At 54.5% G+C, this 26,229-nt stretch carries 23 protein-coding genes; 3 read left to right on the forward strand and 20 right to left on the reverse strand.

Annotated elements, in window-relative coordinates; all coding sequences use genetic code 11:
- Positions 1 to 6 precede the first annotated feature (6 nt).
- Both cysS and EYC87_RS07920 read right to left on the reverse strand, forming a co-directional pair.
- Entirely contained in the window at positions 7 to 1,383 is a 1,377-nt protein-coding gene (cysS, locus tag EYC87_RS07915; protein ID WP_279252396.1) for a cysteine--tRNA ligase, read from the reverse strand.
- A 10-nt stretch (positions 1,384 to 1,393) separates the two neighbouring features.
- The gene (locus EYC87_RS07920; RefSeq protein WP_279252397.1) at positions 1,394 to 3,052 is read right to left on the reverse strand and encodes a glutamine--tRNA ligase/YqeY domain fusion protein; all 1,659 of its coding nucleotides are present in this window, start codon (positions 3,050 to 3,052) and stop codon (positions 1,394 to 1,396) included.
- 194 nt (positions 3,053 to 3,246) lie between these two features.
- Here EYC87_RS07920 and EYC87_RS07925 point away from each other — a divergent pair, with 194 nt between their 5' ends.
- Entirely contained in the window at positions 3,247 to 3,744 is a 498-nt protein-coding gene (locus EYC87_RS07925) for a peptidylprolyl isomerase (RefSeq protein WP_279252398.1), read from the forward strand.
- Positions 3,745 to 4,461, forward strand: coding sequence for a UDP-2,3-diacylglucosamine diphosphatase (locus EYC87_RS07930; RefSeq protein ID WP_279252399.1), 717 nt, complete (start codon positions 3,745 to 3,747; stop codon positions 4,459 to 4,461).
- Between the two features lie 59 nt (positions 4,462 to 4,520).
- On the opposite strand, the gene EYC87_RS07935 is transcribed toward EYC87_RS07930, so the two are convergent.
- Together EYC87_RS07935 and EYC87_RS07940 are read right to left on the reverse strand one after the other, a co-directional pair.
- The gene (locus EYC87_RS07935; protein WP_279252400.1) at positions 4,521 to 5,135 is read right to left on the reverse strand and encodes a MiaE family protein; all 615 of its coding nucleotides are present in this window, start codon (positions 5,133 to 5,135) and stop codon (positions 4,521 to 4,523) included.
- Positions 5,132 to 5,602 carry a DUF1289 domain-containing protein gene (locus EYC87_RS07940; protein ID WP_279252401.1) on the reverse strand — a complete coding sequence of 157 codons (471 nt, stop codon included), beginning with the start codon at positions 5,600 to 5,602 and terminating at the stop codon, positions 5,132 to 5,134. The genes EYC87_RS07935 and EYC87_RS07940 overlap by 4 nt, the downstream gene beginning before the upstream one ends.
- Positions 5,603 to 5,785: 183 nt before the next feature.
- Here EYC87_RS07940 and acnB point away from each other — a divergent pair, with 183 nt between their 5' ends.
- Positions 5,786 to 8,401, forward strand: a complete 2,616-nt coding sequence (gene acnB / locus EYC87_RS07945; RefSeq protein WP_279252402.1) for a bifunctional aconitate hydratase 2/2-methylisocitrate dehydratase — start codon at positions 5,786 to 5,788, stop codon at positions 8,399 to 8,401.
- Positions 8,402 to 8,455: 54 nt separating this feature from the next.
- On the opposite strand, the gene EYC87_RS07950 is transcribed toward acnB, so the two are convergent.
- From EYC87_RS07950 to EYC87_RS08025, 16 genes are all read right to left on the reverse strand, one after another.
- Complete coding sequence (locus EYC87_RS07950) at positions 8,456 to 8,944, reverse strand: GNAT family N-acetyltransferase (protein ID WP_279252403.1); 489 nt, start codon at positions 8,942 to 8,944, stop codon at positions 8,456 to 8,458.
- A complete protein-coding gene (locus EYC87_RS07955) occupies positions 8,941 to 10,926 on the reverse strand; it encodes a transglutaminase TgpA family protein (RefSeq protein WP_279252404.1) in 1,986 nt (661 codons plus the stop codon). Before EYC87_RS07955 ends, EYC87_RS07950 begins: the two co-directional genes overlap by 4 nt.
- Complete coding sequence (locus EYC87_RS07960; RefSeq protein WP_279252405.1) at positions 10,923 to 11,918, reverse strand: DUF58 domain-containing protein; 996 nt, start codon at positions 11,916 to 11,918, stop codon at positions 10,923 to 10,925. Before EYC87_RS07960 ends, EYC87_RS07955 begins: the two co-directional genes overlap by 4 nt.
- Positions 11,919 to 11,930: 12 nt before the next feature.
- Entirely contained in the window at positions 11,931 to 12,860 is a 930-nt protein-coding gene (locus EYC87_RS07965) for an AAA family ATPase (protein WP_007227794.1), read from the reverse strand.
- Between the two features lie 21 nt (positions 12,861 to 12,881).
- Entirely contained in the window at positions 12,882 to 14,084 is a 1,203-nt protein-coding gene (locus tag EYC87_RS07970) for an O-succinylhomoserine sulfhydrylase (protein ID WP_279252406.1), read from the reverse strand.
- Positions 14,085 to 14,089: 5 nt separating this feature from the next.
- Complete coding sequence (gene purF, locus EYC87_RS07975) at positions 14,090 to 15,610, reverse strand: amidophosphoribosyltransferase (RefSeq protein ID WP_279252407.1); 1,521 nt, start codon at positions 15,608 to 15,610, stop codon at positions 14,090 to 14,092.
- A gap of 18 nt (positions 15,611 to 15,628) precedes the next feature.
- Positions 15,629 to 16,141, reverse strand: coding sequence for a CvpA family protein (locus tag EYC87_RS07980; protein ID WP_007228028.1), 513 nt, complete (start codon positions 16,139 to 16,141; stop codon positions 15,629 to 15,631).
- A 66-nt stretch (positions 16,142 to 16,207) separates the two neighbouring features.
- Positions 16,208 to 16,879 carry an SPOR domain-containing protein gene (locus tag EYC87_RS07985; protein WP_279252408.1) on the reverse strand — a complete coding sequence of 224 codons (672 nt, stop codon included), beginning with the start codon at positions 16,877 to 16,879 and terminating at the stop codon, positions 16,208 to 16,210.
- Positions 16,872 to 18,167: a bifunctional folylpolyglutamate synthase/dihydrofolate synthase gene (locus EYC87_RS07990; protein WP_279252409.1), complete on the reverse strand. Its 1,296-nt coding sequence runs from the start codon at positions 18,165 to 18,167 to the stop codon at positions 16,872 to 16,874. The genes EYC87_RS07985 and EYC87_RS07990 overlap by 8 nt, the downstream gene beginning before the upstream one ends.
- Complete coding sequence (gene accD, locus EYC87_RS07995) at positions 18,160 to 19,119, reverse strand: acetyl-CoA carboxylase, carboxyltransferase subunit beta (protein ID WP_279252410.1); 960 nt, start codon at positions 19,117 to 19,119, stop codon at positions 18,160 to 18,162. Before accD ends, EYC87_RS07990 begins: the two co-directional genes overlap by 8 nt.
- A gap of 50 nt (positions 19,120 to 19,169) precedes the next feature.
- Entirely contained in the window at positions 19,170 to 19,991 is an 822-nt protein-coding gene (trpA, locus tag EYC87_RS08000; RefSeq protein WP_279252411.1) for a tryptophan synthase subunit alpha, read from the reverse strand.
- Between the two features lie 11 nt (positions 19,992 to 20,002).
- Positions 20,003 to 21,223: a tryptophan synthase subunit beta gene (gene trpB / locus EYC87_RS08005; RefSeq protein ID WP_007227969.1), complete on the reverse strand. Its 1,221-nt coding sequence runs from the start codon at positions 21,221 to 21,223 to the stop codon at positions 20,003 to 20,005.
- On the reverse strand, positions 21,224 to 21,865 hold the full coding sequence (locus EYC87_RS08010; RefSeq protein ID WP_279252412.1) for a phosphoribosylanthranilate isomerase: 642 nt from the start codon (positions 21,863 to 21,865) through the stop codon (positions 21,224 to 21,226).
- Between the two features lie 64 nt (positions 21,866 to 21,929).
- Positions 21,930 to 22,784: a tRNA pseudouridine(38-40) synthase TruA gene (truA, locus tag EYC87_RS08015; protein ID WP_279252413.1), complete on the reverse strand. Its 855-nt coding sequence runs from the start codon at positions 22,782 to 22,784 to the stop codon at positions 21,930 to 21,932.
- Positions 22,777 to 24,993, reverse strand: a complete 2,217-nt coding sequence (locus EYC87_RS08020; protein WP_279252414.1) for a type IV pilus assembly protein FimV — start codon at positions 24,991 to 24,993, stop codon at positions 22,777 to 22,779. The genes truA and EYC87_RS08020 overlap by 8 nt, the downstream gene beginning before the upstream one ends.
- 198 nt (positions 24,994 to 25,191) lie before the next feature.
- Positions 25,192 to 26,217 (reverse strand): aspartate-semialdehyde dehydrogenase, encoded by a 1,026-nt coding sequence (locus tag EYC87_RS08025; RefSeq protein ID WP_007227922.1) that lies wholly within the window; start codon positions 26,215 to 26,217, stop codon positions 25,192 to 25,194.
- Positions 26,218 to 26,229: the final 12 nt, after the last annotated feature.

The following is a 26,229-nucleotide window of genomic DNA, read 5'->3' on the forward strand; positions in this document are numbered from 1 at the left end:
CGCTAACTAGCCCCTCTTCCACTGGGTTCCATCGCGAGAATCTTCCAGCACAACGCCCTGCGCCAGCAGCGAGTCACGGATTTCATCGGCGCGGGCAAAGTCGCGATTCGCCTTGGCATCCACCCGCTCCTGGATCAATGCTTCAATCTCTTCAGCAGAAATAGCATCGTCTGCGGCGTCGCCCTGCAACCACTCTTCAGGGTCCTGGCCTAAAATCCCCAGCAGGTTTCCAGCGGCGATGATTCGCGCCTTCAACTGCGGCTTGTCCTCAGCCGAAGCCTTGTTCAGTTGCTTGGCCAGGGCGTGAAGCTCGGCAATGGCAAGCGGCGTATTGAGGTCATCATTCAGCGCCTGGTAAAAGGGCTCATCGGCCAGGGGCACATCGACATCCAGTTCAATATCTGCCACTTCGCGCAGCGTGCCATAAAAGCTATCGAGGTTTGACTGGGCCTGCTCCAGCAACTCCACCGAGAAATTAAGCGGCGAGCGATAATGCGCTGACAACAAGGCAAAGCGCAACACTTCGCCGCGGTAGCTCTGCAGCAGGTCGCGCACAGTGCGGAAATTACCCAGGGACTTGGACATTTTTTCGCCGTCTATATCCAGGTAAGCATTGTGCATCCAGTAATTGACGTAATCGCCACCGTGGGCACATCGGCTCTGGGCAATTTCGTTTTCATGGTGCGGAAAAATCAGGTCTCGGCCACCGCCATGGATATCAATGGTTTCACCCAGATGGGCGCGAATCATAGCGGAACACTCAAGATGCCAGCCCGGCCTGCCACGCCCCCAGGGACTATCCCAGCCAGGGTCGGCGGCGTCGGCAGGCTTCCATAAAACAAAGTCTCCGGGGTGACGCTTGTAATCGGCCACCTGCACGCGCGCACCCGCCAGCATATCGTCCAGCGAGCGGTTGGAGAGCTTGCCGTAGTCCTCCATAGAATCTACCGCAAACAGCACGTGACCTTCTGACTCATAAGCATGGCCCTTTTCAATCAGGGTGCTGGTGAGGTCGATCATGGCATCGATATTATGCGTAGCGTGGGGCTCCAGACTTGGCGGCAAGGCATTGAGCTCAGCCATATCCTCACGGTACTTGGCGGTATATTCATCGGTAACCGACTCAATACTGCGATCACCCTCTTTCGCCGCAGCAATGATTTTATCGTCTACATCAGTAATGTTGCGCGCATAAGTCACGTTGCCATACTGGGTTTGCAGCAAGCGGAACAAGGTGTCGAACACCACCACCGGCCTGGCATTGCCAATATGCGCCAGGTTGTAAACGGTTGGGCCGCACACGTACATCGTCACGGTATCGGGAACCAGCGGCACAAACTCTTCCTTGGCACCGCTCATCGTGTTGTAAATCTTCAGGGTCATGTGAGCGTCCTTATCCGTTCCAGGTATCGCGTAAGCCGATGGTCTTGTTAAACACCGGACGCTCGGAAGAATGATCGTAGCGATCGGCGACAAAATAACCTTCGCGCTCGAACTGGAAGTTCTGCTCGGGTACAGCCTCCAGCAGTGAAGGCTCTACCCAGGCTTCTTTCACCACTTGCAGGGACTCAGGGTTCAGGTGCTCCATGAAGTCGTTATCCCCCTTGTCGGGCGATTCATGATTGAACAGGCGATCATAGATACGCAACTCAGCTCGCTCGCCACGAGACGCAGATACCCACTGAATCACACCCTTGGGCTTGATGCCGTCTTCCGGGTTCTCCCCCAGCGTATTGGGAATAGTGTGAGCGTGAACCTCGAGGATATTGCCCGCATCATCCTTAATGGCGCTATCAGCCTCAATCACATAGGCATTGCGCAGGCGCACGCGCTTACCTAGCACCAGACGCTTGTATTTCTTGTTGGCTTCCTCGCGAAAGTCATCGGCATCGATATAGATCTCACGGGTAAACGGCAGCGACCGCTCGCCCAGGTCTTCCCGGGAGGGATGACGAGGGGCATTTAGCTCTTCCGTTTTATCTTCCGGGTAATCCGTCAACACCACCTTAAGTGGATTGAGTACGGCCATGGCTCTGGGTGCATTTTCGTTAAGATCTTCGCGAATTGCGAACTCCAGCATGGCCACATCTACCACCCCATCTGAACGGGTCGTGCCTATCATGTCGCAGAACTTGCGAATCGCGGCCGGCGAATAACCGCGGCGACGCATGCCTGAAACGGTGGGCATACGAGGGTCGTCCCAACCGACAACCACATTTTCGTCCACCAACTGCTTCAGCTTCCGCTTGCTGGTGATGGTATAGCTGGGGTTAAGGCGACCGAATTCATACTGGCGCGGACGGCTGCTCACCGGCAAGCTCTCAATGAGCCAGTCATAAAGCGGCCGGTGATCCTCGAATTCCAGCGTACAAATCGAGTGAGTCACGCCCTCAATGGCATCTTCCTGACCGTGGGCGAAGTCGTAGGTGGGGTAAATTACCCAGTCGTTACCCGTCTGGTGATGAGTCACCTTGCGAATACGATAAAGAATGGGGTCGCGCATGTTCATGTTGGGCGAGGCCATATCAATTTTGGCGCGCAAGACTTTAGAACCCTCGTCAAACTCACCCGCTTTCATACCGGCCAGCAGTTCCAGGTTTTCCTCCACGCTACGGTCCCTGTAAGGACTGTTTATGCCCGATTCTGTGAGCGTGCCGCGATATTCTCGAGCCTCATCGGCATTCAGGTCACAGACATAGGCCTTGCCCTGCTCCACCAGGTAAATCGCCCATTCATAGAGCTGCCCGAAATAAGAAGATGCGAAACGAACCTCGCCGCTCCACTCGTAACCCAGCCACTGAACATCGGCCTGAATAGACTCAATAAACTCCTGACTTTCTTTTTCGGGGTTGGTGTCATCAAAGCGCAGGTTGCAGCGGCCGCCATTGGCTTCGGCCAGGCCAAAGTTAACGCTTATGGACTTGGCATGACCAATATGAAGGTAACCGTTTGGCTCGGGTGGGAAACGGGTCACTACCTCCGTCACCCGGCCATCGGCCAGATCGTCGGTGATAATGTTTTGCAAAAAGTTGCTGGTGGCTGTGTTTTCCATAAATCCTACAGGCTTTGGGGCACAAAAAGGCGCGTATTATAGCCGCTGTCAACGGCGGCTTTAAGCGAATTGCTACCGTCTTTGCGATACAGTCCACATTTAGTGCCATCTTTGCCGCTGATGTTGTTTTCCTGCGCTGGAAAAGCCCGTATCATTGCCCACCGGCAAGACACAGACCCATAGGGACGACAGACATGGTTACTATTCGCACCACTTTCGGTGAGATCAAACTGGAACTGGACGCTGAAAAAGCGCCCAAGACTGTAGAGAACTTTCTCCAATACGCTCGCGACGGCTTCTACGATGGCACTATTTTCCATCGCGTTATCGACAACTTCATGATTCAGGGCGGTGGCTTCGACACCGATATGAGCCAAAAGACCTCAGGCGAACCCGTCGAAAATGAAGCTGACAATGGCCTCAAGAACGATTTCGGCACTATTGCTATGGCCCGCACCATGGATCCCCACTCGGCGACGGCCCAGTTCTTCATTAACGTGAAGGATAATGACTTCCTCAACCACTCGGGCAAGAACATGCAGGGCTGGGGTTACACGGTATTTGGCAAAGTTACTGAAGGCTCCGAAGTACTGGACAAGATCCGCGCGGTACCTACTGGTTCAGCCGGTGGCCACCAGGATGTACCTGTTGATCCTGTGATCATTGAGTCGGTGGAAGTCGCCGCAGAGTAAGTGTCTCGCACTTTATTCATCTCTGATCTACACCTGGACCCCGCCAGACCCGCGGTGATAGCGGCCCTGGCGGAGTTTCTGCAAGAAAACAGCAACTGCGATGCTCTCTATATCTTAGGCGATCTCTTCGAGGCTTGGGTGGGCGATGACGACGATGCGCCTCTCGCCCTGGACATTGCAAATCTGTTTCGCACCTTCATCGCAGCCGGTTCTCCCTTGTTTCTGATGGTGGGAAATCGCGACTTCATGCTGGGAACAGCTTTTTGTGAAGCAGTAGGCGCTCAACTCTTGCAAGACCCCACTGTGATCGATCTTTATGGAACGCCCACCTTACTGATGCATGGCGACAGCCTGTGCACACGCGATGAGGAGTACATGAAGTTCAGGGCCATGGCTCGCAGTCCGCAGTGGCAAGCCCAGATGATGGCAAGCTCGTTAGATGATCGACGTGCGTTGGCCGCCCAACTGCGCAGCATTAGCAAGGATGCTGGCTCTAACAAAGCACAAGACATCATGGACGTGACGCCAGAAGAGGTGGACCGACTGATGTCTGAGGCCAGAGTCACCCGCCTGATTCACGGTCATACTCATCGGCCTGCGCGGCACCAGGTCGCGGAGGGCGAACGCATTGTGATGGGTGATTGGGACGCTAAGGGATGGTACATCGAAGCAACTTCAAAAAGCCTGAATCTTGTTGAATTTTATATAAATCAATAGCTTAAAGCCATTTATTAAAGTACTTTTTTAGCAGAAACACCGCTAATCGAAAAGTCTGCTCAGCCCGGAACTCCACTGTGAAAGCGAAATTCTGTATCCGTTGACTCGATAAGCTCCCGCTCCCGTTCTAACAATACAGGCAGCCGACTGTTAACCTCTTGAGCAGAAGCAACCTCCTCTGCCAGCTTCAGGTAATCGGTAAAATGACGCGACTCCGACTTCAGTAATGAGGTGTAAAACTCAGCCAACTCATCATCCAACTCTGGCGCGATGCAGGCAAAACGCTCACAGGAGCGGGCCTCAATAATAGCGCCTATTAACAGGGTATCGATAAGCCTTCCCGGCTCGGCTGAACGCACCTCCTTACGCAAGGCGCCTGCATAGCGGGCCGCCGTCAGCTGCGGGTAGGCCACCGAACGCTTTTTCATGATGGCGATTACCTGCTCGAAGTGACGCAACTCTTCCCGAGCCAGTCGCGATAGTTTAGTCAGCAACTTGTGTTGGTCCACATAGCGATACATCAAGTTGAGCGCAGTCGAGGCCGCCTTTTTTTCACAGTTGGCATGGTCGATCAACATGATTTGTGGGTGCTCAAGCGCCCATTCAACCCAGGCTCGCGGCGTTGGGCAGTCCAGAAAATCGAGGATGGGGCTTATGTCGATAGATTGACTCATTCAGTGATTCCGTTAAAAAAGTCGGGCATTGCGATATAGCGATCATAGTGAGCCTGCGAAAGTATCAGAAATTCCGCGTCTATTTGCTCTCGCAACTCCCCCAGTGGCATCTCGCGGTAGCGCAGGTCAACCTCAAAGCCGAATTCAATACTATTGTCGATCTGCCCCGCCCCGGCCTTGAGCAAACTGAATACCCAGCAGTATTCATCATGGTGCTCCATGTAGCGAACATTTTGCACTTGCAGCTGCCACTGCAGCAGGGATTTATCCCGCACCTGGAGTTTGTTGCTGACACACTGGGAGAGAAATTCACAAAGCCGTTGGTCGATGATCCGCTTTTGCAGCAAGGTGTAACTGTTCCAGTCTATGACCTCGTGACTAAAGCGCTTACATCCGCGGCACACAGTGTCGCCTATGCCGGTGGAGCATACGCCAATACAGGGTGTTTTTACGGGGCGGTCGAACATTTTTGTCGAGGCTTACGGTGAGGTAACGAGTTTAGAATATCACCGCCGTGAATGCACGATATCGGGCCCAATTCGTTTATCTTATTTTCCTTGTGAGCTATACTTTGCGCCGATTTTTCTCGATAGGAACCACCGGCGCTACCCCCTGCCGGAGGCAATCCTCACAAGCAAAGGAGCTCTACCGTGCTAGAAGCATATCGCGAACACGTGGCCGAACGGGCCGCTCAAAATATTCCTCCCAAACCCCTAAGCGCTGATCAGGTTGCCGGGTTGGTAGAGCTGCTGAAAAACCCTCCTGCTGGCGAAGGCGACTACCTGCTGGACCTGATTACGACACGCGTTCCCCCAGGCGTTGACGAAGCTGCCTATGTGAAGGCAGGGTTTCTCTCTGCTGTCGTCAAGGGCGAGGTGGAGTGTCCGCTAATCGACAAACCGGCGGCTATCAAATTGCTGGGCAACATGCACGGCGGCTACAATATCGAAACCCTAGTAGACATGCTGACCGACGCCGACCTGGGCGCAGCGGCCGCTGAAGAACTGAAGCACACCCTGCTGATGTTCGATGCCTTCCACGATGTGGCGGAGCTTGCCGAAAAAGGCAATGCCAACGCCAAGGCTGCCATGCAGTCCTGGGCCGACGGTGAATGGTTTACCAGCCAGGACGCCGTAGCCGAGTCCATCAAAGTGGCTGTTTTTAAGGTCACCGGCGAAACCAACACCGATGATCTTTCCCCTGCTCCAGATGCCTGGTCCCGCCCTGATATCCCCCTGCACGCACTGGCGATGTACAAAATGACTCGTGACGGTCTGGAACCAGAAGAACACGGCGTTACCGGCCCGATGAAACAGGTTGAAGAAATCCAGAACAAGGGCGTTCCTGTCGCGTTCGTCGGCGATGTTGTGGGCACCGGTTCTTCCCGTAAATCTGCCACCAACTCCGTACTGTGGTTCTTTGGCGACGACATTGACGGCGTTCCCAACAAGCGCGGCGGCGGCATTTGCATCGGCGGCAAGGTTGCCCCGATTTTCTACAACACCATGGAAGACGCAGGCGCGCTGGTCTTCGAAGCACCCGTTGACGACCTGGGTATGGGCGACATCATCGAGATCCGTCCCTACGACGGCAAGATCCTCAATGAAGCTGGCGACGTGATCTCCGAGTTCGAGCTGAAATCTGACGTATTGTTGGATGAAGTGCGCGCCGGTGGCCGTATCAATTTGATCATTGGTCGCGGCTTGACCACGCGCGCCCGTGAGGCCCTGGGCCTTGGAACATCAGACCTGTTCCGCGTTCCAGATCAACCAGAAGACAGCGGCAAGGGTTTCACCCTGGGCCAGAAAATGGTCGGCCGTGCTTGCGGTACTGACGGAATCCGCCCTGGCACTTACTGCGAACCCAAAATGACAACCGTAGGCTCCCAGGACACCACTGGCCCTATGACCCGCGATGAGCTTAAGGATCTGGCTTGCCTGGGCTTCTCTGCCGACCTGACCATGCAGTCTTTCTGCCACACTGCGGCCTACCCCAAGCCAGTAGATATCGACACCCAGCACACGCTGCCTGACTTCATCATGACCCGTGGCGGTGTCTCACTGCGCCCCGGCGACGGCGTGATTCACTCCTGGCTTAACCGCATGCTGTTGCCCGACACAGTGGGCACCGGTGGTGACTCTCACACCCGTTTCCCAATGGGCATTTCCTTCCCAGCGGGTTCCGGTCTGGTCGCCTTTGCTGCTGCCACCGGTGTTATGCCGCTAGATATGCCTGAGTCTGTGCTGGTTCGCTTCAAAGGCGAAATGCAGCCCGGTATCACCCTGCGCGACCTGGTCCACGCCATTCCCTATTACGCGATCCAGGAAGGACTGTTGACCGTTGAGAAGAAGGGCAAGAAGAACATCTTCTCTGGCCGCATTCTGGAAATTGAAGGTTTGAAAGACCTGAAAGTTGAGCAGGCATTCGAGTTGTCCGATGCCTCTGCCGAACGTTCTGCTGCGGGCTGCACCATCGAACTGGGTGAGGATTCCATCACCGAGTACCTGCAATCCAACATTGTACTGATGCGTTCAATGATTGCCGATGGCTACGGCGATGCTCGCACCCTGGAGCGTCGCTGCCGCAAGATGGAAGACTGGTTGGCCAACCCCGAGTTGATGAAAGCCGACAAGGATGCCGAGTACGCTGCGATCATCGAGATCGATCTTGCCGACGTGAAAGAGCCGATTGTTTGTGCACCCAACGACCCCGACGATGCGCGCCTGCTCTCTTCGGTGGCCGGCGATAACGTCGACGAGGTCTTCATCGGCTCTTGCATGACCAACATCGGCCACTTCCGCGCGGCGGGCAAACTGCTGGACCAGCACAAGGGTGGTATCTCTACCCGCATGTGGCTGGCCCCGCCCACCAAGATGGACGAGCACCAGTTGATGGAAGAGGGCTACTACAATATCTTCGGCGCCGCCGGTGCCCGCACCGAGATGCCAGGCTGCTCGCTGTGCATGGGTAATCAGGCACGCGTTGCGGCCAACAGCACCGTGCTGTCTACGTCCACGCGAAACTTCCCCAACCGTCTGGGCGACGGTGCCAACGTGTATCTGACGTCGGCTGAGCTCGCCGCGGTGGGTGCCATACTTGGCAAACTGCCGACACCGGAAGAGTACCTCGAATACGCCAAAAATCTGGACTCCATGAGTGACGATATCTATCGTTACCTGAACTTCGATGAAATCGCCGAGTTCCAGAAAAGTGCTGAAGAAGGTGCGCGTATTGCCGCGGTAGAAATTCAGGAAATCAGCGCCTGACGCACTAACGGTAAAACATTACTGAAGAACCCCGCTAATGCGGGGTTTTTTTGCTTATAAATTGATTTGCCAGTAACCCACGGCTAACCATTGACTATGTTTGAACCCGACCTCAGGGAATTCGGCGACCTTGGCCATACCCATTTTCTCATGCAAGGCAACGCTGGTGGGATTAGGCAAGGTAATACTTCCAATGACCGCGTGAACATCAAGCGTGCGCAGTTCTTCAAACAGAGCCGTATAAAGGCGGGTACCCCAGCCTCGAGAGCCTATATCGGGCAGCAGGTACACCGTACTTTCTACCGAAAATCGGTAAGCACTGCGCTCCTTCCAGCGATTAGCATAAGCGTAGCCAACAACTTGCCCCTGCTGCTCCGCCACCAGCCAGGGAAGTCCCAGTTCACCTACCGCGAGCACCCTCTGCTTCATATCCTCTGCGCTGAGAACCACCTCCTCAAAGGTTGCCGTCGAATTGACAATGTAGTGGTTATAGATTTCCGCCAGAGCCTTAGCATCAGCGGTGGAAGCAGTTCTGATCGTCAATGTATCGTCCTCACAGTCCGGATAAAATCGCGCAGCTCGGTTTCATTAGCGCCCGGCGGGGCATAGGCCAAAGCGTTGTAACGCTTGGTGATGTCGGCAATGGAAGCCGCCAACCTCGGCAACGCCTGCTGCGCACGACTTGCAAATTCCTGCGGCGTTTCACCAAAGTCCCGCTCGATACCCATTTTCCCCAGCTTCCGACAAAACGCGAGATAGTGTTTGTCGAGCTTACTCAGCTCGTGCGTCCTGCGCCTGAGCAGCAATCCCAGCCCCACTGGAATCAGCACCAGAGCCCAGCTACCCAACAACACGGCAGCGAACTTACGGGCGGTAAACTCACCAAAGAAGTCCTGTAACAAACTGAACTGCCTGTCCTGGTCAAAACCCACGACCCAGGCCTGCCAACGATAAGTCAGCGCATCATAACGAAGGCGCAAAGTATTGATGATATCGATATTACGATATCGCAAGGGAGATAGCGGCGAGTCTGCGAGGAAACTGCCCTCCTCCGCTAATGCTTCCTCCAGACCTAGTTCGATACGCTCAGGCGCAACCGCCGCCGTAGGATCAACCCTTACCCACCCTTCTCCCTCAAACCAGACTTCCGCCCACGCGTGAGCATCAAACTGATGCACAATAACCGTGCGATTAAGCGGATTCACCTCGCCGCCCTGGTAACCGGCAACCACGCGAGCAGGAATACCAGCGGCACGCATCATGATGACAAATGAAGAAGCGTAGTGCTCGCAGAAACCCCTGCGAGTGTCGAACAAAAAAGCATCCATTGCATCCCGCTCAGGCAACAATGGAGGTTGCAGAGTGTAGACAAAGGGCTGTGCATTAAAGTGCCGCAGCACCCGCTCTACCACTTCTGCTGGCGTGCTGGATTCTTCGACAAACTGCTCTGCCAATGCCCTTGCCCTGGGATTGTCTGTGGCCGGTAGCGACAGTTCAGTCTTACGTCGCCATGCTGACAGGTTCGTTTCAATCGCTGCCTCAGGCCAGGAGCGCACCTGATAAAGATAATCGTCTTCGATCACTATCGGCCTGAACAGGCGAAAGTCTGAGGAACTCATGATCCCGGAGTCTGTCGACCTGGCATAGCGCAAGGCATAGAGCCAGCGCTGCTGTGTCGGCTCCAGAATCACGGAATAGCGCAAAGGTTCTCCTGTTCGCTCTGGCTCTGTCTGACGACGCTCACTGGCGGGAGCCTCGTAAAAGCTCAAGGCGCTCCAGGTGCCCTGTTGCAGACGACTCATCACCAGGCCGCGCCAATAGAGCTGCGATCGGGCGGGAATGTCCCCGTTGAACTCTACCCGAAAAGCAACCTCTCCTGAGCGACTGAGGCGAGACACATCCCCAGGGCTCATAAACTCGCTCATGCCGGTCCTGGCCTGCTGACTCTTGATAGGAACGGTCCAGAGTGGCCCGATACGGGGAAACAGGAAAAACAATACCAGCATCAGCGGCGCTGCCTGCGCCACCATCAATGTTGCCTGTTTCATCGGTCGCATGCGAAATCGATTGTCACCGGGCCGGTGCAAAGCCACCAGGCCTGTAGTCACAATCACGACATTCAACAAACTCAGCAAAACAATGAATAAATCCTGACTGAATAGAAACTCGGTCAGGATGACGAAGTAACCCAAAAACAACAACACGTATGCATCTTTGCGTTCCGCTGACTCGAGCAGTTTCAACGCAAACGCCGTGAGCAGCAATGCAACCGTCGGCTCCAATCCCACCAGCGTGCTGAAACTCAATAAAATTCCGGCAAAACCGGCGAAAATCAATCCTAACTTGACCGGCCAACGAGGGAAGGACCAGCGTCCGCGATAAACCATTATTCGCCACAGGGCTGCAACACAATAAACAGCCAATACCCAGGGAGGAATTCTTTCAATGTGCGGTAATACCAGAGTGAACATACTGATGATAATCCACACCAGGGCGTTGCGAGGTATTTGCTGGAGTGCTTTCATTGTTCCTCGTCGCCATATAGCGCCAAGGCGCGCAGCACCTGCTCAAGATGTCGCTCACCAATATCAGGGGCGATGCTCATCGAAGGTAAACGCAAACCGTATTCGTCGCCCGCCTTGTCAAACTCCAACGCCCAATAACACAGATGCGAAAGCCGCTGTTCGGTGCCCAAACCAGCGAACATATCCCAGTCCAGCCATACACTGCGGTCAGCGTAAGCGGCGTATTGCTTCACCTGAACCGACTGCCCCCTGGCAAGTCCCTTCCAATAGATTTGCCGCAGTGAGTCGCCGTGACGATAGTCCCTGAAGCCATAGAAGTCGTCACTGCCTTCAATAGGGATAGCAGCGCCATCGGGCTGCTCCGTGGCAAGACCCGGCAATTCGCCCGAAGGTATGGGTTTCGGGTAAACCAGGGCGTGTAGGTCCAGGTCAATCCAACTCCAGCATCGCAACAAGCCCAGGGGGAAAGTGGACTCCACCAGCAAGCGCCCAGGACTATACCAACCGCGTGTTTTACCGACCGGCGCATGTAACTGCACGCGCAACTGATTAACCTCCACCAAATTGACTGTGCTGGCATTACTGCTGGGCCACTTCAGATAAATGCCGACATGTTCTTTACGTCTGCTGCATTCCAGCTGCAGCTCAAATTCAGTTTGTTGCCCTGGAAATGCAGGCTGAGCGTGCACGGCACGCAAAGTAAGCCCGGACAGATTGGAATAGGTGTGTAACACCGCAACAATAAATAAGGTCGTTAATAGGAATGTCAGGCCATAGCTCAGGTTATTTTGAAAATTGATCGCTGCCAGCAACATCACTAACAGAGAAATACCAAAAAACAGACCTACCCGATTAGGAAATATAAAGATTCGTTTTTGATTGAGAGTCACCACTCTCGATGGGGGAATTCTGCTGGTGATAAAAGCACGGAACCGCCTGCGCAGGCGGGCTCGAATTCGACCCACCGTGCTCATCCCCGTTGCTGGCGCCATGTCCATAGTCCGTCAGGGACGGATGACGTCCACATTTCGCTGCAGCAGGGTCACCAGCGCCTTGCCATCACCGGCATAATCGCCACTGGGAACAAGGCGATGACCTGCCACTGCAGGCAGCACCATTTGCAAATCTTCCGGTACCACGTGCCCACGGCTATGCATAACAGCCCAAGTGCGAGCGCAATCCAACAAGGCCAGGCCTCCCCTTGGAGAAAGACCAACTTCAAATTCGGGACTGTTGCGGGTATAAGCTATTAACCTCTGCAAATAATCCAGCAAGTTATCTGACGCATGAACCTCGCTTACTGCCTCACGTATATGCTGCAGCTGCTGGGCACTGATTAGCTGCCTAAGGGCAACACGATCGCGCATATCACCGCGCTGAAGCTGAAACATTTCTCTCTCGGCTGCAGGGTGGGGATACCCTAGCTCAAGGCGCATCAGGAACCGATCCAGTTGCGACTCTGGCAGAGGATAAGTGCCGGACTGATGCACCGGGTTCTGGGTAGCAATGACAAAAAACGGATCCGACAGTTGACGCGTTTCCCCCTCTATCGTTACCTGCCCCTCAGCCATCGCTTCGAGCAGTGCACTCTGGGTACGCGGTGTGGTGCGGTTTATTTCGTCTGCCAATAGCAGTTGGGTAAATATAGGGCCGGGATGAAAGCTAAAGCTGGCATCGTTGCGGTTGTATACAGAGACACCCAAAATATCTGCCGGCAATAGATCGCTGGTGAACTGAACCCGTTTCCAGGAGATACCCAGTACGTCTGCAAGGGCATGTGACAAGGTGGTTTTGCCCATTCCTGGCAAATCCTCAATCAGCAAATGCCCGCGAGCAAAAAGACAACACAGCGCCAGACGTATTTGCGGCTCCTTGCCCAGCAGTGCTGTCCCAACCTCGGCGACAGCTTGATCGATAACTTCCTGTAACTGCATTGTGTGCCCCGGGTGTTCTTTTTAACCGAGCGCAGCAAACCCTCGCTGCAAATCAGACTTTAAATCTTCTATATCTTCAAGTCCCACTGAAACGCGGATCAGGTTGCGCTCAATACCTGCCTGGCTGCGTTGTTCATCGGTCAAACGACCGTGGGTCGTAGTTGCCGGGTGAACAATAGTAGTCTTGGTATCACCAAGGTTGGCTGTGAGCGACATGATCTGCGTACCGTCTATCACTCGCCATGCCTGCTCCTGGCCGCCTTTAACCTGAAACGACAATACACCTCCGAAGCCCCTCTGCTGTTTTTTAGCAAGCCTGTGGCCCGGATGGCTTTCCAGACCCGAGTAGTAGACTTTTTCCACCGCGCTTTGCTCACTGAGCCACTGAGCCAGCTCGAGAGCTGCTTTACTGTGGGCGTCCATACGCAAGCGCAAGGTCTCGAGTCCTTTGAGAAATACCCAGGCATTAAATGCGCTCATGGTGGGTCCACAAGTACGCAGAAAGATTTCTACCTCTGTCATGTGTTTAGCGCTGCCGACCACAGCGCCGCCAACACAGCGCCCCTGGCCATCGAGGTATTTGGTAGCGGAGTGCACTACGATATCAGCACCCAGGGACAAAGGTCTTTGCAGTGCCGGGGTGCAAAAACAGTTATCGACAACCAGCAGACAATCATTGGCCCGCGCCAGAGCAGACATCGCCTCGAGATCCGCGACCTCGCAAAGCGGATTGCTGGGTGTTTCCATGAACAGCATGACCGTTTCAGGGCGAATAGCGCTCTGCCACGCAACTGCATCCAGCAAAGGTACAAAGTCAACTTCAACACCAAACTTAACAAGATACTTGCTGAAAAGGTTGGTGGTCGTACCGAACACGTCGCGAGAGCAAACCACGTGATCGCCCGACTTCAGCAGCGCCATTGCAGTCGCCAGAATTGCGGCCATGCCAGAAGCAGTACCCACCGCAGTTTCACCACCTTCCAGCGCAGCTATGCGCTGTTCAAAGGTTCTGACAGTAGGGTTGGTGTAACGCGAATAGACATTACCCGACTCCTCACCGCCAAAACGCGCAGCAGCCTCTTCCGCACTGCCAAAAACGAAGCTGGAAGTGGCAAAAATAGGTTCGGCGTGTTCGCCTTCATGAGTGCGTGAGATGCCCGACCTGATCGCCAGGGTGTCTAGCTGCGCTCCCGCCAGTGCGTCATCGTCAAATTGATCTGTCATCTTGATTAGTCGTCGTTATGAATTCCGACAACAGCCCCCTCTTCCAATCCCGCACGACTCTTGCTCTGTGCTTCGTCGTTGCGTTGAGTTTCAATGTGATCCAAATAGTTTTGATCGACATCTCCTGTAATGTATTCACCACTGAAGACCGAACAGTCAAAAGACTCAATTAAATCATTGCCGTCACTGGAGCAACGAATCAGGTCATCAAGGTCCTGGAATATCAGCCAGTCGGCACCAATCTGCTCGCAAATCTCGTCCACTGATCGATTGTGGGCGATTAGCTCCGACGCAGAGGGCATATCAATGCCATAGACATTGGGATATCGAACAGGAGGCGCTGCAGAAGCGAAGTATACGTTGGCCGCACCCGCATCGCGCGCCATCTCAATGATCTGCCGGCAGGTAGTACCCCTTACAATGGAATCGTCGACAAGCATTACGTTCTTGCCTTCGAACTCCAAGCGCACTGGGTTAAGTTTCTGACGCACAGATTTCTTGCGCTGACTCTGCCCGGGCATGATGAACGTGCGGCCGATATAGCGGTTCTTCATGAACCCCTCACGAAATTTGATTCCCAGTTCGTAAGCCATCGACTGACCCGCAATACGGCTAGTATCAGGGATAGGAATAACCACATCGATATGCAAGTCCGGGCGCTCTCTGCGCACTTTCTTGGCCAGTGCTGCACCCTGGCGCATTCTGGTCTTGTAAACAGAAATGCCATCCATCATGGAATCGGGTCTGGCAAAATAAACGTGCTCAAAAATACAGGGCGTCAAGTTTGAATATTGCGCGCACTGCCTGCGATGCAACTGACCCTCCATATCAATAAACACTGCCTCACCCGGCGCCACATCACCAAGCAAACTAAAACCCAGAACGTCCAGGGCCACGCTTTCAGATGCAATCATGTGGACCTTTTTACCGTCTTTGCCGCTGCGCTCACCGACCACCAGGGGGCGTATCCCCAGGGGATCTCGAAAGCCGACCACGCCGTGGTCCACGATAAGGCTGACTGCGGCGTAGCCGCCCCGACACCGTTTGTGCACGGCACCAACAGCGGCGAAAATATCTTCGGGTCCTGGGCTCAGCTTGCCAAGTGTCTGTAATTCGTGGGCGAATACGTTAAGCAATACTTCGGAGTCAGAGTCTGTGTTTAGGTGACGCAGATCATCCTCAAACAGTTCTTTTCCCAGTTGCTCGGCGTTAGTGAGATTACCGTTGTGAGCCAGAGCAATGCCGTAGGGCGAATTAACATAAAAAGGTTGCGCCAGCGCAGGCCCTGAACTGCCGGCGGTAGGATAGCGCACGTGACCAATGCCTACGTTGCCCTCCAGCCGCTGCATGTGCTGCTGTCGAAACACATCTCGCACCAGGCCCTCGCTCTTACGCAGGCTAAAACGGCCACGGTCGCAGGTCATGATACCTGCCGCGTCCTGACCGCGATGCTGAAGCACCGTTAGGGCATCGTATATATCGGGGGCAACGTTTTTGCCCGCCACTATTCCTACCAGGCCACACATCCTGCTATACCTCTTGTATCAGGTCGTTATCTGCTCACCGGGGACGCTGTTAGAAAACACCGTCTGTACCCAGTCAGCTAGCATATTCAAATGGGGCATCAATACAGACTGATGCAGCCATTGCTGATCCTGGGGCGGAATCAATTGTTTGATCACGTAAACTGCAACCAAAATAACGATTACCCCCCTGGCAAAACCGAAAATCGTTCCCAGCACTCTGTCCAGCACACTCAGGCCGGCAACCCTAACCAGGCTGGTCGCTAATTTCACTACGATGGTAAACACTATCAACGTTGAAACGAACAAAATGGCATAGGCCGCAACATAACGGCCGGTCACGTTGGCGATAACAGCCGCCAGTTCCATCGCCAGTCGGTCTACCAACAAATGCGCTACGACAAAGGCTGTGATCCATCCCAACAAGGACAGGGCTTCACGCACAAAGCCACGCCACAAACTCAGCAAAGTCGATACTGTGAGCGCCACAATGATAACCCAATCGGCGCCGTTTAACTGAGACAACTCAATCATCAGCTGACTCTATGGGGTCAAATATTGCGAACCCAAGAGTCAGCCGCACAGCCCCTGAATGACTCATCAGGGGTAGTACCGGGTGATCATACTTTTCACCCCGAACCGGCTATTAATAGATCCTTGAATTTTTTCCAAGCGAGCCTTCTCCGCTTTGGGGCCGACGTAAACCCGGTAAAGCGCCTTGCCGTTACTGGTGATCTTCTTCGCATAGGCTTTGTAACCCATATCAAGCAGGTCCTTGCGCAGTTTATCTGCACTGCTGGAACTACTGACACTGGCAACGCGTAAAATCCAGGTAATGGGAATACCCTCGGCATCCAAGGCGGGCTTAACCGGGGCTTCAGTTCGTGTTTTTTGCTCGGCTGGTTTAGGGGCGCTCACAAGCTCAGGTTTGGGCGCAGGTAGAGAAGCTGTGGATTTTGGTGTCGCAGGCTTGCTCTGCTGAGCACCGCTATAGGCCGGCGAACTCGATACCACCGGCTGCGCTTCTGGGGCCAGCGATAACAGTTCTCTTTCTTTGGGTTCGGGCTCTTTTATGATCTCGCGTGAAGGTCGCAACCCCGCCATGTCCGGAGGTTCGATGGATGTTGTTTCAACCAGTGGGCGCGGGGGAATCTGCGCTTCTTCTGCGCCACCACTGGCGCCGGGTTCGACAAAAATAATGGGCCAGAACACAACCCCCAGTGCTACCAGGATCAGCGCGCCTATCAGGCGTTGTTTTAAGACTTCATTCATCGGTCCCGAACTTCCCTCGGTCCTTTTCCAGTTGCGGCAAAACGGCCGCAACAGTGAAGAAGGAGCCAAAAACAACCAGCAGATCCTCCCCGTTCATTACCGTCTGTGCCCGCCGGAAAGCCTGGCGCAGATTCTTACTAATGCTAATCGCCCCCTGCCCCTGCTCTCGCAGCAGTTCGGCGATTTGTGCGGTCGGCATCGCGCGTGGGTTATCCGGCTGCTCGCCAAGAAACCAGGCGTCAAAATGGCCGCTACAGGCCTCCAACATTTCATCAATGGCTTTGTCTTTCATCGCGGAAAATAAAGCAATAACCTTTCCATTACAAGGACTTGCAGCAATATTTTCCAGCAATTTATCAATTGCAGCCGGATTGTGAGCTACATCCAGCAGGTAATGAAACCCACCCAGCTCCATGCGTTGCAAGCGCCCCGGCCGAATACTACCGTCAATGGCCCTTTGTAGTTGATCTTCACCAAACTCCACACCCAGCAACACAGCGGCCTGGGCGGCTGCGCAAACGTTCGCCGGCAGTAAGGAAACCGACGATAGGTGCTGCAGCAATTTATTGCCCCCTTTAAGGGCCTGTACCCTGCCCTGCCATCGGTCTGCGGGTCCAGAAAAATCAAACTCCTGCCCCAGTCGATACAAAGGACCAGCTGCCCTATCTCTGGCTACTTCCAGCAACTCCCCCGGAGGCTCCGGGTCCGCTATTACCACCGGCTTACCCTCGCGCATAATGCCCGCCTTCTCCCTGGCAATCACTCCTCTGGTATCTCCCAGCCAGTCCTGGTGATCAAGGTCGATGCTGGTAATCACAGCAATGTCTGCGTCTACCATATTGGCCGAGTCCAGGCGTCCACCCAGGCCCACTTCCAGCAACACGTAATCAACCGCTTCCCGCTCGAAGACCATTAGTGCCGCAAGGGTCGAAAATTCGAAGTAAGTCAGCGAAATCCCATCCCTGACTCCCTCTATGGCCTCGAACGCCGCAATGAGCTGCTCGTCCTGCGCTTCGTTGCCATCGACACGGATACGTTCGTTAAAACGAAGAAAGTGCGGCGAAGTAAAGGCGCCCGGGCGAAAACCACATTCCCTCAATAAAGACTCCAGCACCGCGACCGCAGACCCCTTACCATTGGTGCCGGCGACGGTCACCACGGGCGATGACAGGGGTAATAATCCTAGTGTGCCCGCTACCTGCGAAACCCTCTCCAGGCCCAACTCCATTTCATTGGGATGCAGGGTCTCTAGATGCTGCAACCACTGAGCAAGTGTTTTGCTAGTCATCCCCTTCCGGCAAATCAGAACGCTCCACGAACTCGTCCGACTCCGGCTCCACTAATTCAAAGGTAGGCTCGGGATCTTTCATTTGCGCTTCATCAAGGTCGATATTACCCAGCTTGGCAAGCAGGCGACCTAATGTATCGCGCATTTCGGTGCGATGAATAATCATGTCGATAGCGCCGTGCTCCAACAGAAACTCACTGCGCTGAAAGCCTTTGGGCAATTTTTGGCGAATTGTTTGCTCGATGATATTGGGACCGGCAAAGCCGGCCCGGGCGTCTGGCTCTGCCACGTTAATATCGCCCAGCAGTGCGAGGGAGGCAGATACCCCACCATAAATCGGATCAGTCATGACCGACACATAAGGCACGCCAGCCAGTTTCATGCGCTCTAACACCGCGCTGGTCTTCGCCATCTGCATCAGCGATATGAGGGCTTCCTGCATGCGGGCCCCACCAGAGGCTGCGAAACAAACCAGTGGAACTTTGCTTTCCAGAGCGAGCTGTGCGGCGCGAGTGAACTTCTCGCCCACTGCATAGCCCATGGAGCCTCCATGGAAGTTGAATTCAAAGGCAACAGCGACGATGGGCATTCCCTTAAGTTCACCCTGCATGGCAATCAGGGCGTCTTTTTCGCCGGTGGCCTTCTGGGCCACCTGCAAACGGTCGCGGTAGCGTTTTTTATCTTTGAACTTGAGGCGGTCTACCGGCTCGATATCACTAAGGATTTCATCGCCTTTGCCTTCGTCCAGGAAACTATCCAAGCGGCGCCTGGCACCGATCCGCATATGATGATCGCACTTGGGACAGACATCGTCGTTACGCTCAAGATCGGGTCTATAAAGTACCGCGTCGCACTTGACGCATTTTTTCCAGAGCCCCTCAGGAACATTTGAGCGCTTTTTGCCATCGCCCTTACTGACCCCGGAGGGCAGTATTTTGTCAATCCAACTCATGTTTTCCCCCACACCAACGCAGAGGTCATTATAAACGCTTGCTGGCCCCACTAGGAAGCGGCGCTGTCAACTCCTGCACGGATTTCGGCCAACAATTGAACCGCGGCATTGGCCGCTTCATCCTCGCTGGCGCCGGATTCCAGCTTTTCGGCCATGGCATGGATCAGAGCACTGCCCACCACCACGCCATCTGCAACATTCGCTACTGATGCGGCTGACGCCGCATCCTTAATGCCAAACCCTACTGCCAGTGGCAGCTGACTGTGCTCGCGAATCCGGGAGAGATGGTTTTTCACATCAGCAACGTCCAGGTGCCCAGCGCCAGTCACCCCTTTCACAGCGACATAATAAACAAAACCGCTGGCCTGGCCGACAATACGACCAATACGCTCATCGGGTGTGGTGGGCGCCACCAAAAATATGTTGTCCATACCCACTCGGTGCAACTGGGCATTAACCTGCGCAACTTCTTCAGGCGGAATATCAACGGTCAGCAACGCATCCACACCAACTTCTGCTGCGGCGTCGGCAAAAACTGCATACCCCATATGCTCGACCGGATTGGCATAACCCATCAGTAACACCGGGGTTTCATTGTCTTGTTCACGAAACTGACGCACCACTTCAAGCGCGTCGCGCAGGCTGGCACCTTGGGCCAGGGCGCGCTCATGCGCCAGCTGAATCACCGGCCCTTCTGACATGGGGTCGGAAAACGGCACACCCAGCTCAATAATATCGGCCCCATGCTCGACCAGCGAATGCATTAGCGGAACGGTGACCTTCAATGCTGGGTCACCTACTACAATGTATGGAATCAGCGCTTTACGGCCTTCACTGGCCAGTTGCTGGAAACGCCCTGCTATACGACTCACTTCACTACTCCCTAAAACTGAATGCCATCAATCTCGGCGACAGTATGAATGTCCTTGTCGCCGCGGCCTGAAAGGTTCACCACAATAGTCTGCTCGGGGCTCATTTCGGCCGCCAGTTTCTCGGCGTAAGCCAGGGCGTGACTGCTTTCAAGCGCGGGCATAATGCCCTCAACCCGCGTCAGTGTGTGGAATGCTTTCAGAGCTTCGTCATCGTTAGCCACTACATAATTAACCCGGCCTACATCCTTCAGCCAGCTGTGTTCTGGCCCTACGCCCGGGTAGTCCAAGCCGGCAGACACTGAATGGGTGTGCATAATCTGGCCGTTTTCATCCTGCATCAGGTACGTGCGATTACCGTGTAACACCCCCGGGGTGCCGGCGGTCAGTGGCGCCGCATGCTGATGGGTAGATACACCGTGACCGCCCGCTTCTACGCCGTACATTGCCACGGACTCGTCCTCAAGAAATGGATGAAATAGGCCGATAGCATTCGATCCTCCACCTACGCACGCCACCAGTGCATCTGGTAAGCGGCCTGTTTGCGCAAGGGATTGAGCACGCGCCTCACGGCCAATAACACATTGAAAGTCACGAACTAACAGCGGATAAGGATGAGGGCCTGCCACCGTTCCGATAATATAATAGGTGTCATCAACATTGGTCACCCAGTCGCGCATTGCTTCGTTCATGGCGTCTTTCAACGTACGCGACCCTGAGGTCACTGGAACCACTTCCGCCCCCAGCAACTTCATTCGATAGACGTTCAACGTCTGACGACGAATATCTTCCTCTCCCATGAATACCAGACACTCGAGCCCAAGGCGCGCGGCTATAGTCGCTGTAGCCACCCCGTGTTGACCGGCACCCGTTTCGGCAATGACGCGCTTTTTGCCCATGTGTTTAGCTAACAGAGCCTGACCCACCGTATTGTTTACCTTGTGCGCACCGGTGTGGTTGAGATCCTCCCGCTTGAGAAAAATGCGTGCACCACCGATACGGTCAGACCATCGAGCCGCCTCATAAAGTGGAGACGGACGACCGACATAATGGGCCAGATCTGCGTCGAGTTCCCGCTGAAAGCTCTCATCAGACTTGAGCCTGTTATACAGCGCCTCTAGCTCGTCCAGGGCGGCCATCAGGGTCTCAGCAACGAAGCGCCCTCCATAGCTACCGAAGCGCCCCTCCAAATCAGGTACTGCGTCGTATTGGCTGTTCTTCACATTGTTGTTCATCTACATATCCAGAGTTTTTTGGTCTGCAGCGCGCACCGCCGCGACAAATCGTTGTATTTTCTCAGCGTCTTTGATGCCGGGTGACGACTCGACTCCACCGCTCACATCAACGGCCCAGGGACGCAGACCGCCTATCGCGTCGCCAACGTTCACCTCATCCAAACCACCTGCCAGCACCACGGGCAGAGGTAGCTTCTCATTGACCAGAGCCCAATCGAACGTTCGCCCTGTTCCGCCGGGCACGCCCTCTTGCCATGCGTCCAGAAGCACTCCCGTCGCACCGGACAAAGCCGCCGCCTCCTTCGCGACATTCATCGAATCTCGCACTCTTAACGCTTTTATCCACGGTCGCCCGAACCCTCGGCAAAAGCGGTTGTCTTCGTCACCATGAAACTGAATCAGACCTACCGGCACTTGGCTGAGTACATCGCTAATGGTCTCTGCCGGCGCGTTTACAAACAACGACACAAGCGTGACAAAGGGCGGCAGCACTTGCGCAATGTCCTTCGCCTCCTGAACGGTAACGGCGCGTGGACTGTCAGCGTAGAACACGAGCCCTATTGCATCGGCACCGCTGCTCGCAGCCGCAAGGGCGTCTTCCGGCCTTGTAATACCGCAAATTTTGATACGCGTGGGGGACAATTTCAGACCTGATTACACAGAAAAAACAAGCCGCGCATCATAGCAGACAGCGCAGCGTGTGTCTTTAAGAGGCAGTCACGCCCGCAGCTATGATGAGCGGGCCATAGGGTGTCTCGGGGAGAGAAAATTCATCAGGGTAAAGAACATCGGCTAAATACAGGCCATGTGGAGCCGCGGTATCTGCTGCCTGGGTTCTGTCTCTTGCGGCCAGCAGTTGCCCTATCCACGCTTCCGGTTTGCGTCCACTGCCTACAGCGAGTAGTGAACCAACAATATTACGCACCATATGGTGCAAAAAAGCGTTGGCCTGTATATCCACGACCACAAGGTCACCTATTCGACGCACAGCAACTGAATGCACGTTACGCATGGGCGAGTTAGATTGGCACGCAGCTGCTCGAAACGCGGAAAAATCCTGCTCTCCCAGTAATGATTGGGCAGCCTTATCCATGGTTGCTGCATCCAGGGGGTAGCGGTACCAACTCACTTGACCGACCAGCACAGCCGGACGCACCAGTGTATTGGCAATAACATAACGATAACGACGGGCCACCGCACAAAAGCGCGCGTGAAAGCTTTCTGGCACCACCGTCGCCCAGTGAACCCGCACATCTTTCGCCATGCTGGCATTGGCCCCCAGCACCCACGCTTTGGGAGCGCGCGCTGCAGGCGCATCAAAGTGCACGATCTGACAATGCCCGTGAACACCGGTATCAGTGCGACCGGCACAGTGAACGCGCAAGGGGTGATCGGCCACACTTGAAAGCGCAGACTCCAGCTCTTGCTGTACGGTGAGAACATTCAGATGAGGCTGACTTTGCCAGCCGTTGTAGCGGGCGCCGTTATACTCGATTCGACAAGCAATCCGACTGCCCGCAGGAAGCGGCTCAGCACTCAACCGGGGAAACGGGTCAGCCAATGCGCTCCAACAGGTTGCTGGCCTCGGCCTTCTGCTCATCGGAGCCATCGGCGACGACCTCCTCAAGAATCTGGCGAGCGCCATCTTCATCGCCCATGTCCATGTAGGCCCGGGCCAAATCCAGCTTGGTAGACATAGCATTCGCTTCTGCAGCAATGACCAGGTCTTCGTCTTCGGGCACTTCCGTCAGACTGTCTTCTCCGAAATCGGAAGAGAGATCCAGATCATCTTCCAGCGCAGCGCCCTCGCCCAGACCCTCTTCAATTTCAAGGCCAGAAAAACCTGAATCCACACTGCCGCCCAAATCATCGACCAAATCTGCCCGTGGCTCAGAAAAGGCATCTCCTCCTCCACTGAGCAATTGCTGAGCGCGAGCGACAATGGACGCATCACCCATCGCCTGAAGCTCGACCAACTGTTTTTCTGCGTCTGCTCTGTTGCCCATCTGGAGCTCGGCTTCGAGCAGCTTCAGGCGATATGACGCATTCGTCGGCTCATTCTTGATGGCATTTTGCAGTAGATCCTTGGCCTGGGGGTAACGACCGTAAGCAATATAAATATCCGCTTCTGCCAGGGCGTCACCGGTTTCCACGTCAGAGGCATACTCATCGTGCTTGCGCTCACCATAGCCACGATTATCGTCACTGAACTCGGCTGCTCGAGGCTTTGCAGGGGGCACCGCAGGTTCAGGAGTCGGCTCTGCAATAGGCTCCGGGGCTGTCTCTACGTGCTCTTCTTTCAGCTGCACATCAGCAAAGGCGTCGTCACTGACTTCACCTGCTGCTGCTTCCTCACCCTTACCGCGGCGCACAAACATGAAGGCCAGTATGGCCAGTACCAGCGCACCAAGTCCGTACAACAAATAGCTCATCATACCGCTCTCTTGAGCGGCAGGAACGGGCGCAGGCTTGGTAGGGGCAGGCTCCGGCTTCACCTCCTGTGCGGGGGTAGCAGCCTCCTCAACAACCTCGGTCGCAGTCGTTAGCTCTGCCGTATCCACGACGGGCTGGCCTTCCTGAGCCCCATTATTGTCAGCGCTAGCTATGAGGTCAGGCTCACTGCTGTCAGCAGCGACCTCAGCAGTCGAGCCTCCCGCTTCTTCGAGGGCGGCCTGCAACGCCGCAATCTGATCGTCTTTTACACTGACTATTCTCTGCAGAGTGTTAACTTGCTGCTGAACGGAAGCCAGTTCTTCTGCCATCTCCGCCCGCTCAAGTTGAGCCTTGCCTGTTTCTTCCGCCGCTATGGCAGCACCGACATTACGGTCATCGGCATCCGCGATCTCAGTCGTGTTGTCTTCTACCGGATCAGTCGAAATGCGCAGCTTGGGACCTGTAGCAATAGGCTTGCTGGCGCGTCCGGCCTCCCAGTCTGCGTTCTGCTGCTTCACTTCAGCCAGAGCCGCAGCCAGGTTTTGTGAACTGATGTCATTCTCGTCAGGCAAATAAACGATGTAGCCCGCTTTGATCCGATTAATATTCCCGTCAATAAATGCATTGGGGTTTAGCCGCTGAATATCGAGCATGGTCTGGTGTACGGAGGCACCTTCGGGCCTGGCCGCGTCAGCGATCTGCCAAAGCGTGTCATCTCGGTGAATCATGTACTTCACGCCTGACCGGGGAGTAGCAGAGGTTCCTGCGTTGAAATCGCGGTCAGGCATATCACCGGCGGCAAGTTCGGACTTCTTGATGTCTACTCGGGTGCCGCTAGTCGCTGCCGCTCCCTGAGACTTTTTTTCGCTGCCGTCTGGCAGCGGCGTCCCCTCCACTTCTGCCACGCGCTCAGTGGCAGAAATTACAGGAGATGTGGTGTCAAACAATGGTGGATCCACTAAAACGGTATATTCACGCAACAGGCGACCCGACGGCCAGCGCGCCTCAACAATAAAATCTAGATAGGGTTCAAGTACGGGGTCATCTGAGCTGATAGCAATAATGCCCCGGCCCTGGGCATCAACATTGACGTCAAACTGAATGCTGGTAAGAAAATAGGCGCGATCTACACCAAGACGCTCGAAGTCCTCGCGGGTGGCCAAGCGTATCCTGATCTCGTCGGAATGCAGACCATCCGTATTGAGTAGGTCTACCTTGGCCTGTAGGGGCTCATTAAGAAATGATTCAAGCTTTAAATCGCCAAGACCCAGCGCGAAAGAAGAACTCGCATGAATACAACCCAGAGAAAACACAACTGCAGCTAACTTACGAGCCATACTCCGACGCCTTATTGTTTTGCTAAACCCCAGGTCTGCCTCCCCAGGCGCGACCTCTGAACTAGTTACCGCTTTATCGTGCGCTAAAAGCTCTGACCCTGAAAGGACTTTCTGTACTTTTCTAAAGTCTATACAAAACGCTTCCGTGCACTAGCAATGTGTCTGTTTTCGCAAGAAAGTATCAGTGAATTATGCGCATTAATCAAGGTAAGTCGCAATGAGGCTCTCGGCAATTTGCACACTATTGAGGGCGGCACCCTTACGCACATTATCGGACACTACCCACATATCCAGACCCCTTGGATGAGAGATATCCTCGCGAATTCTGCCGACAAAGACAGGGTCAGAACCCGCGCTGTCGCCAACCGCTGTGGGATAGCCACCGTCAGCCTGCTCATCCATAACCTGCACACCAGGGGCATTTTGCAACAACTCCCGAGCTTGCTCAGCACTGATCTTATCTACCGTTTCGATATGCAGCGCCTCGGAATGACCAAAGAAAACGGGAACCCGCACACACGTTGGATTAACCTGAATGCTGTGATCACCAAAAATTTTCTGGGTCTCCCAGACCATTTTCATTTCTTCTCGGGTGTAGCCATTTTCCTGGAAGCTATCAATATGCGGCAAGACATTGAACGCTATTTGCTTGGGATAAACCTCACACTGCGCTTCCTGGCCATTCAATAACCTGGCAGTTTGACCCGCCAACTCCTCAATCGCTTCCTTACCCGTTCCCGATACAGCCTGATAGGTACAGACATTAATGCGTTCGATTCCCACCGCGTCGTAGATCGGCTTGAGCGCCACCAACATTTGGATAGTTGAACAATTGGGATTAGCAATAATACCGCGCGTCATATAGCCGGCCAGAGCTTCAATATTTACCTCCGGCACAATAAGTGGAATATCCTCGTCGCGACGAAAGTGAGAAGTATTATCCACCACCACGCAACCCGCCTCCGCTGCTATCGGAGCGTACTTCTCTGAAATACTACCGCCTGCAGAAAAAAGACCTATTTGCGCCTGGCTGAAATCGAACTCAGCCAGGTCGGTGACCTTCACTGTATTACCATTGAACATGATGGTCTTGCCTGCCGAGCGACTGCTGGCCAAAGGGTATAAATTACCGACTGGAAAATCGCGTTCTTCCAGAATGGAAATCATGGTTTCACCCACTGCTCCGGTGGCACCGACCACCGCAATATCGTACAACTCACTCATTTTCGCTTTCCT

This window comes from Candidatus Seongchinamella marina (assembly GCF_026262685.1).
Lineage (GTDB): Bacteria > Pseudomonadota > Gammaproteobacteria > Pseudomonadales > Halieaceae > Halioglobus > Halioglobus marinus.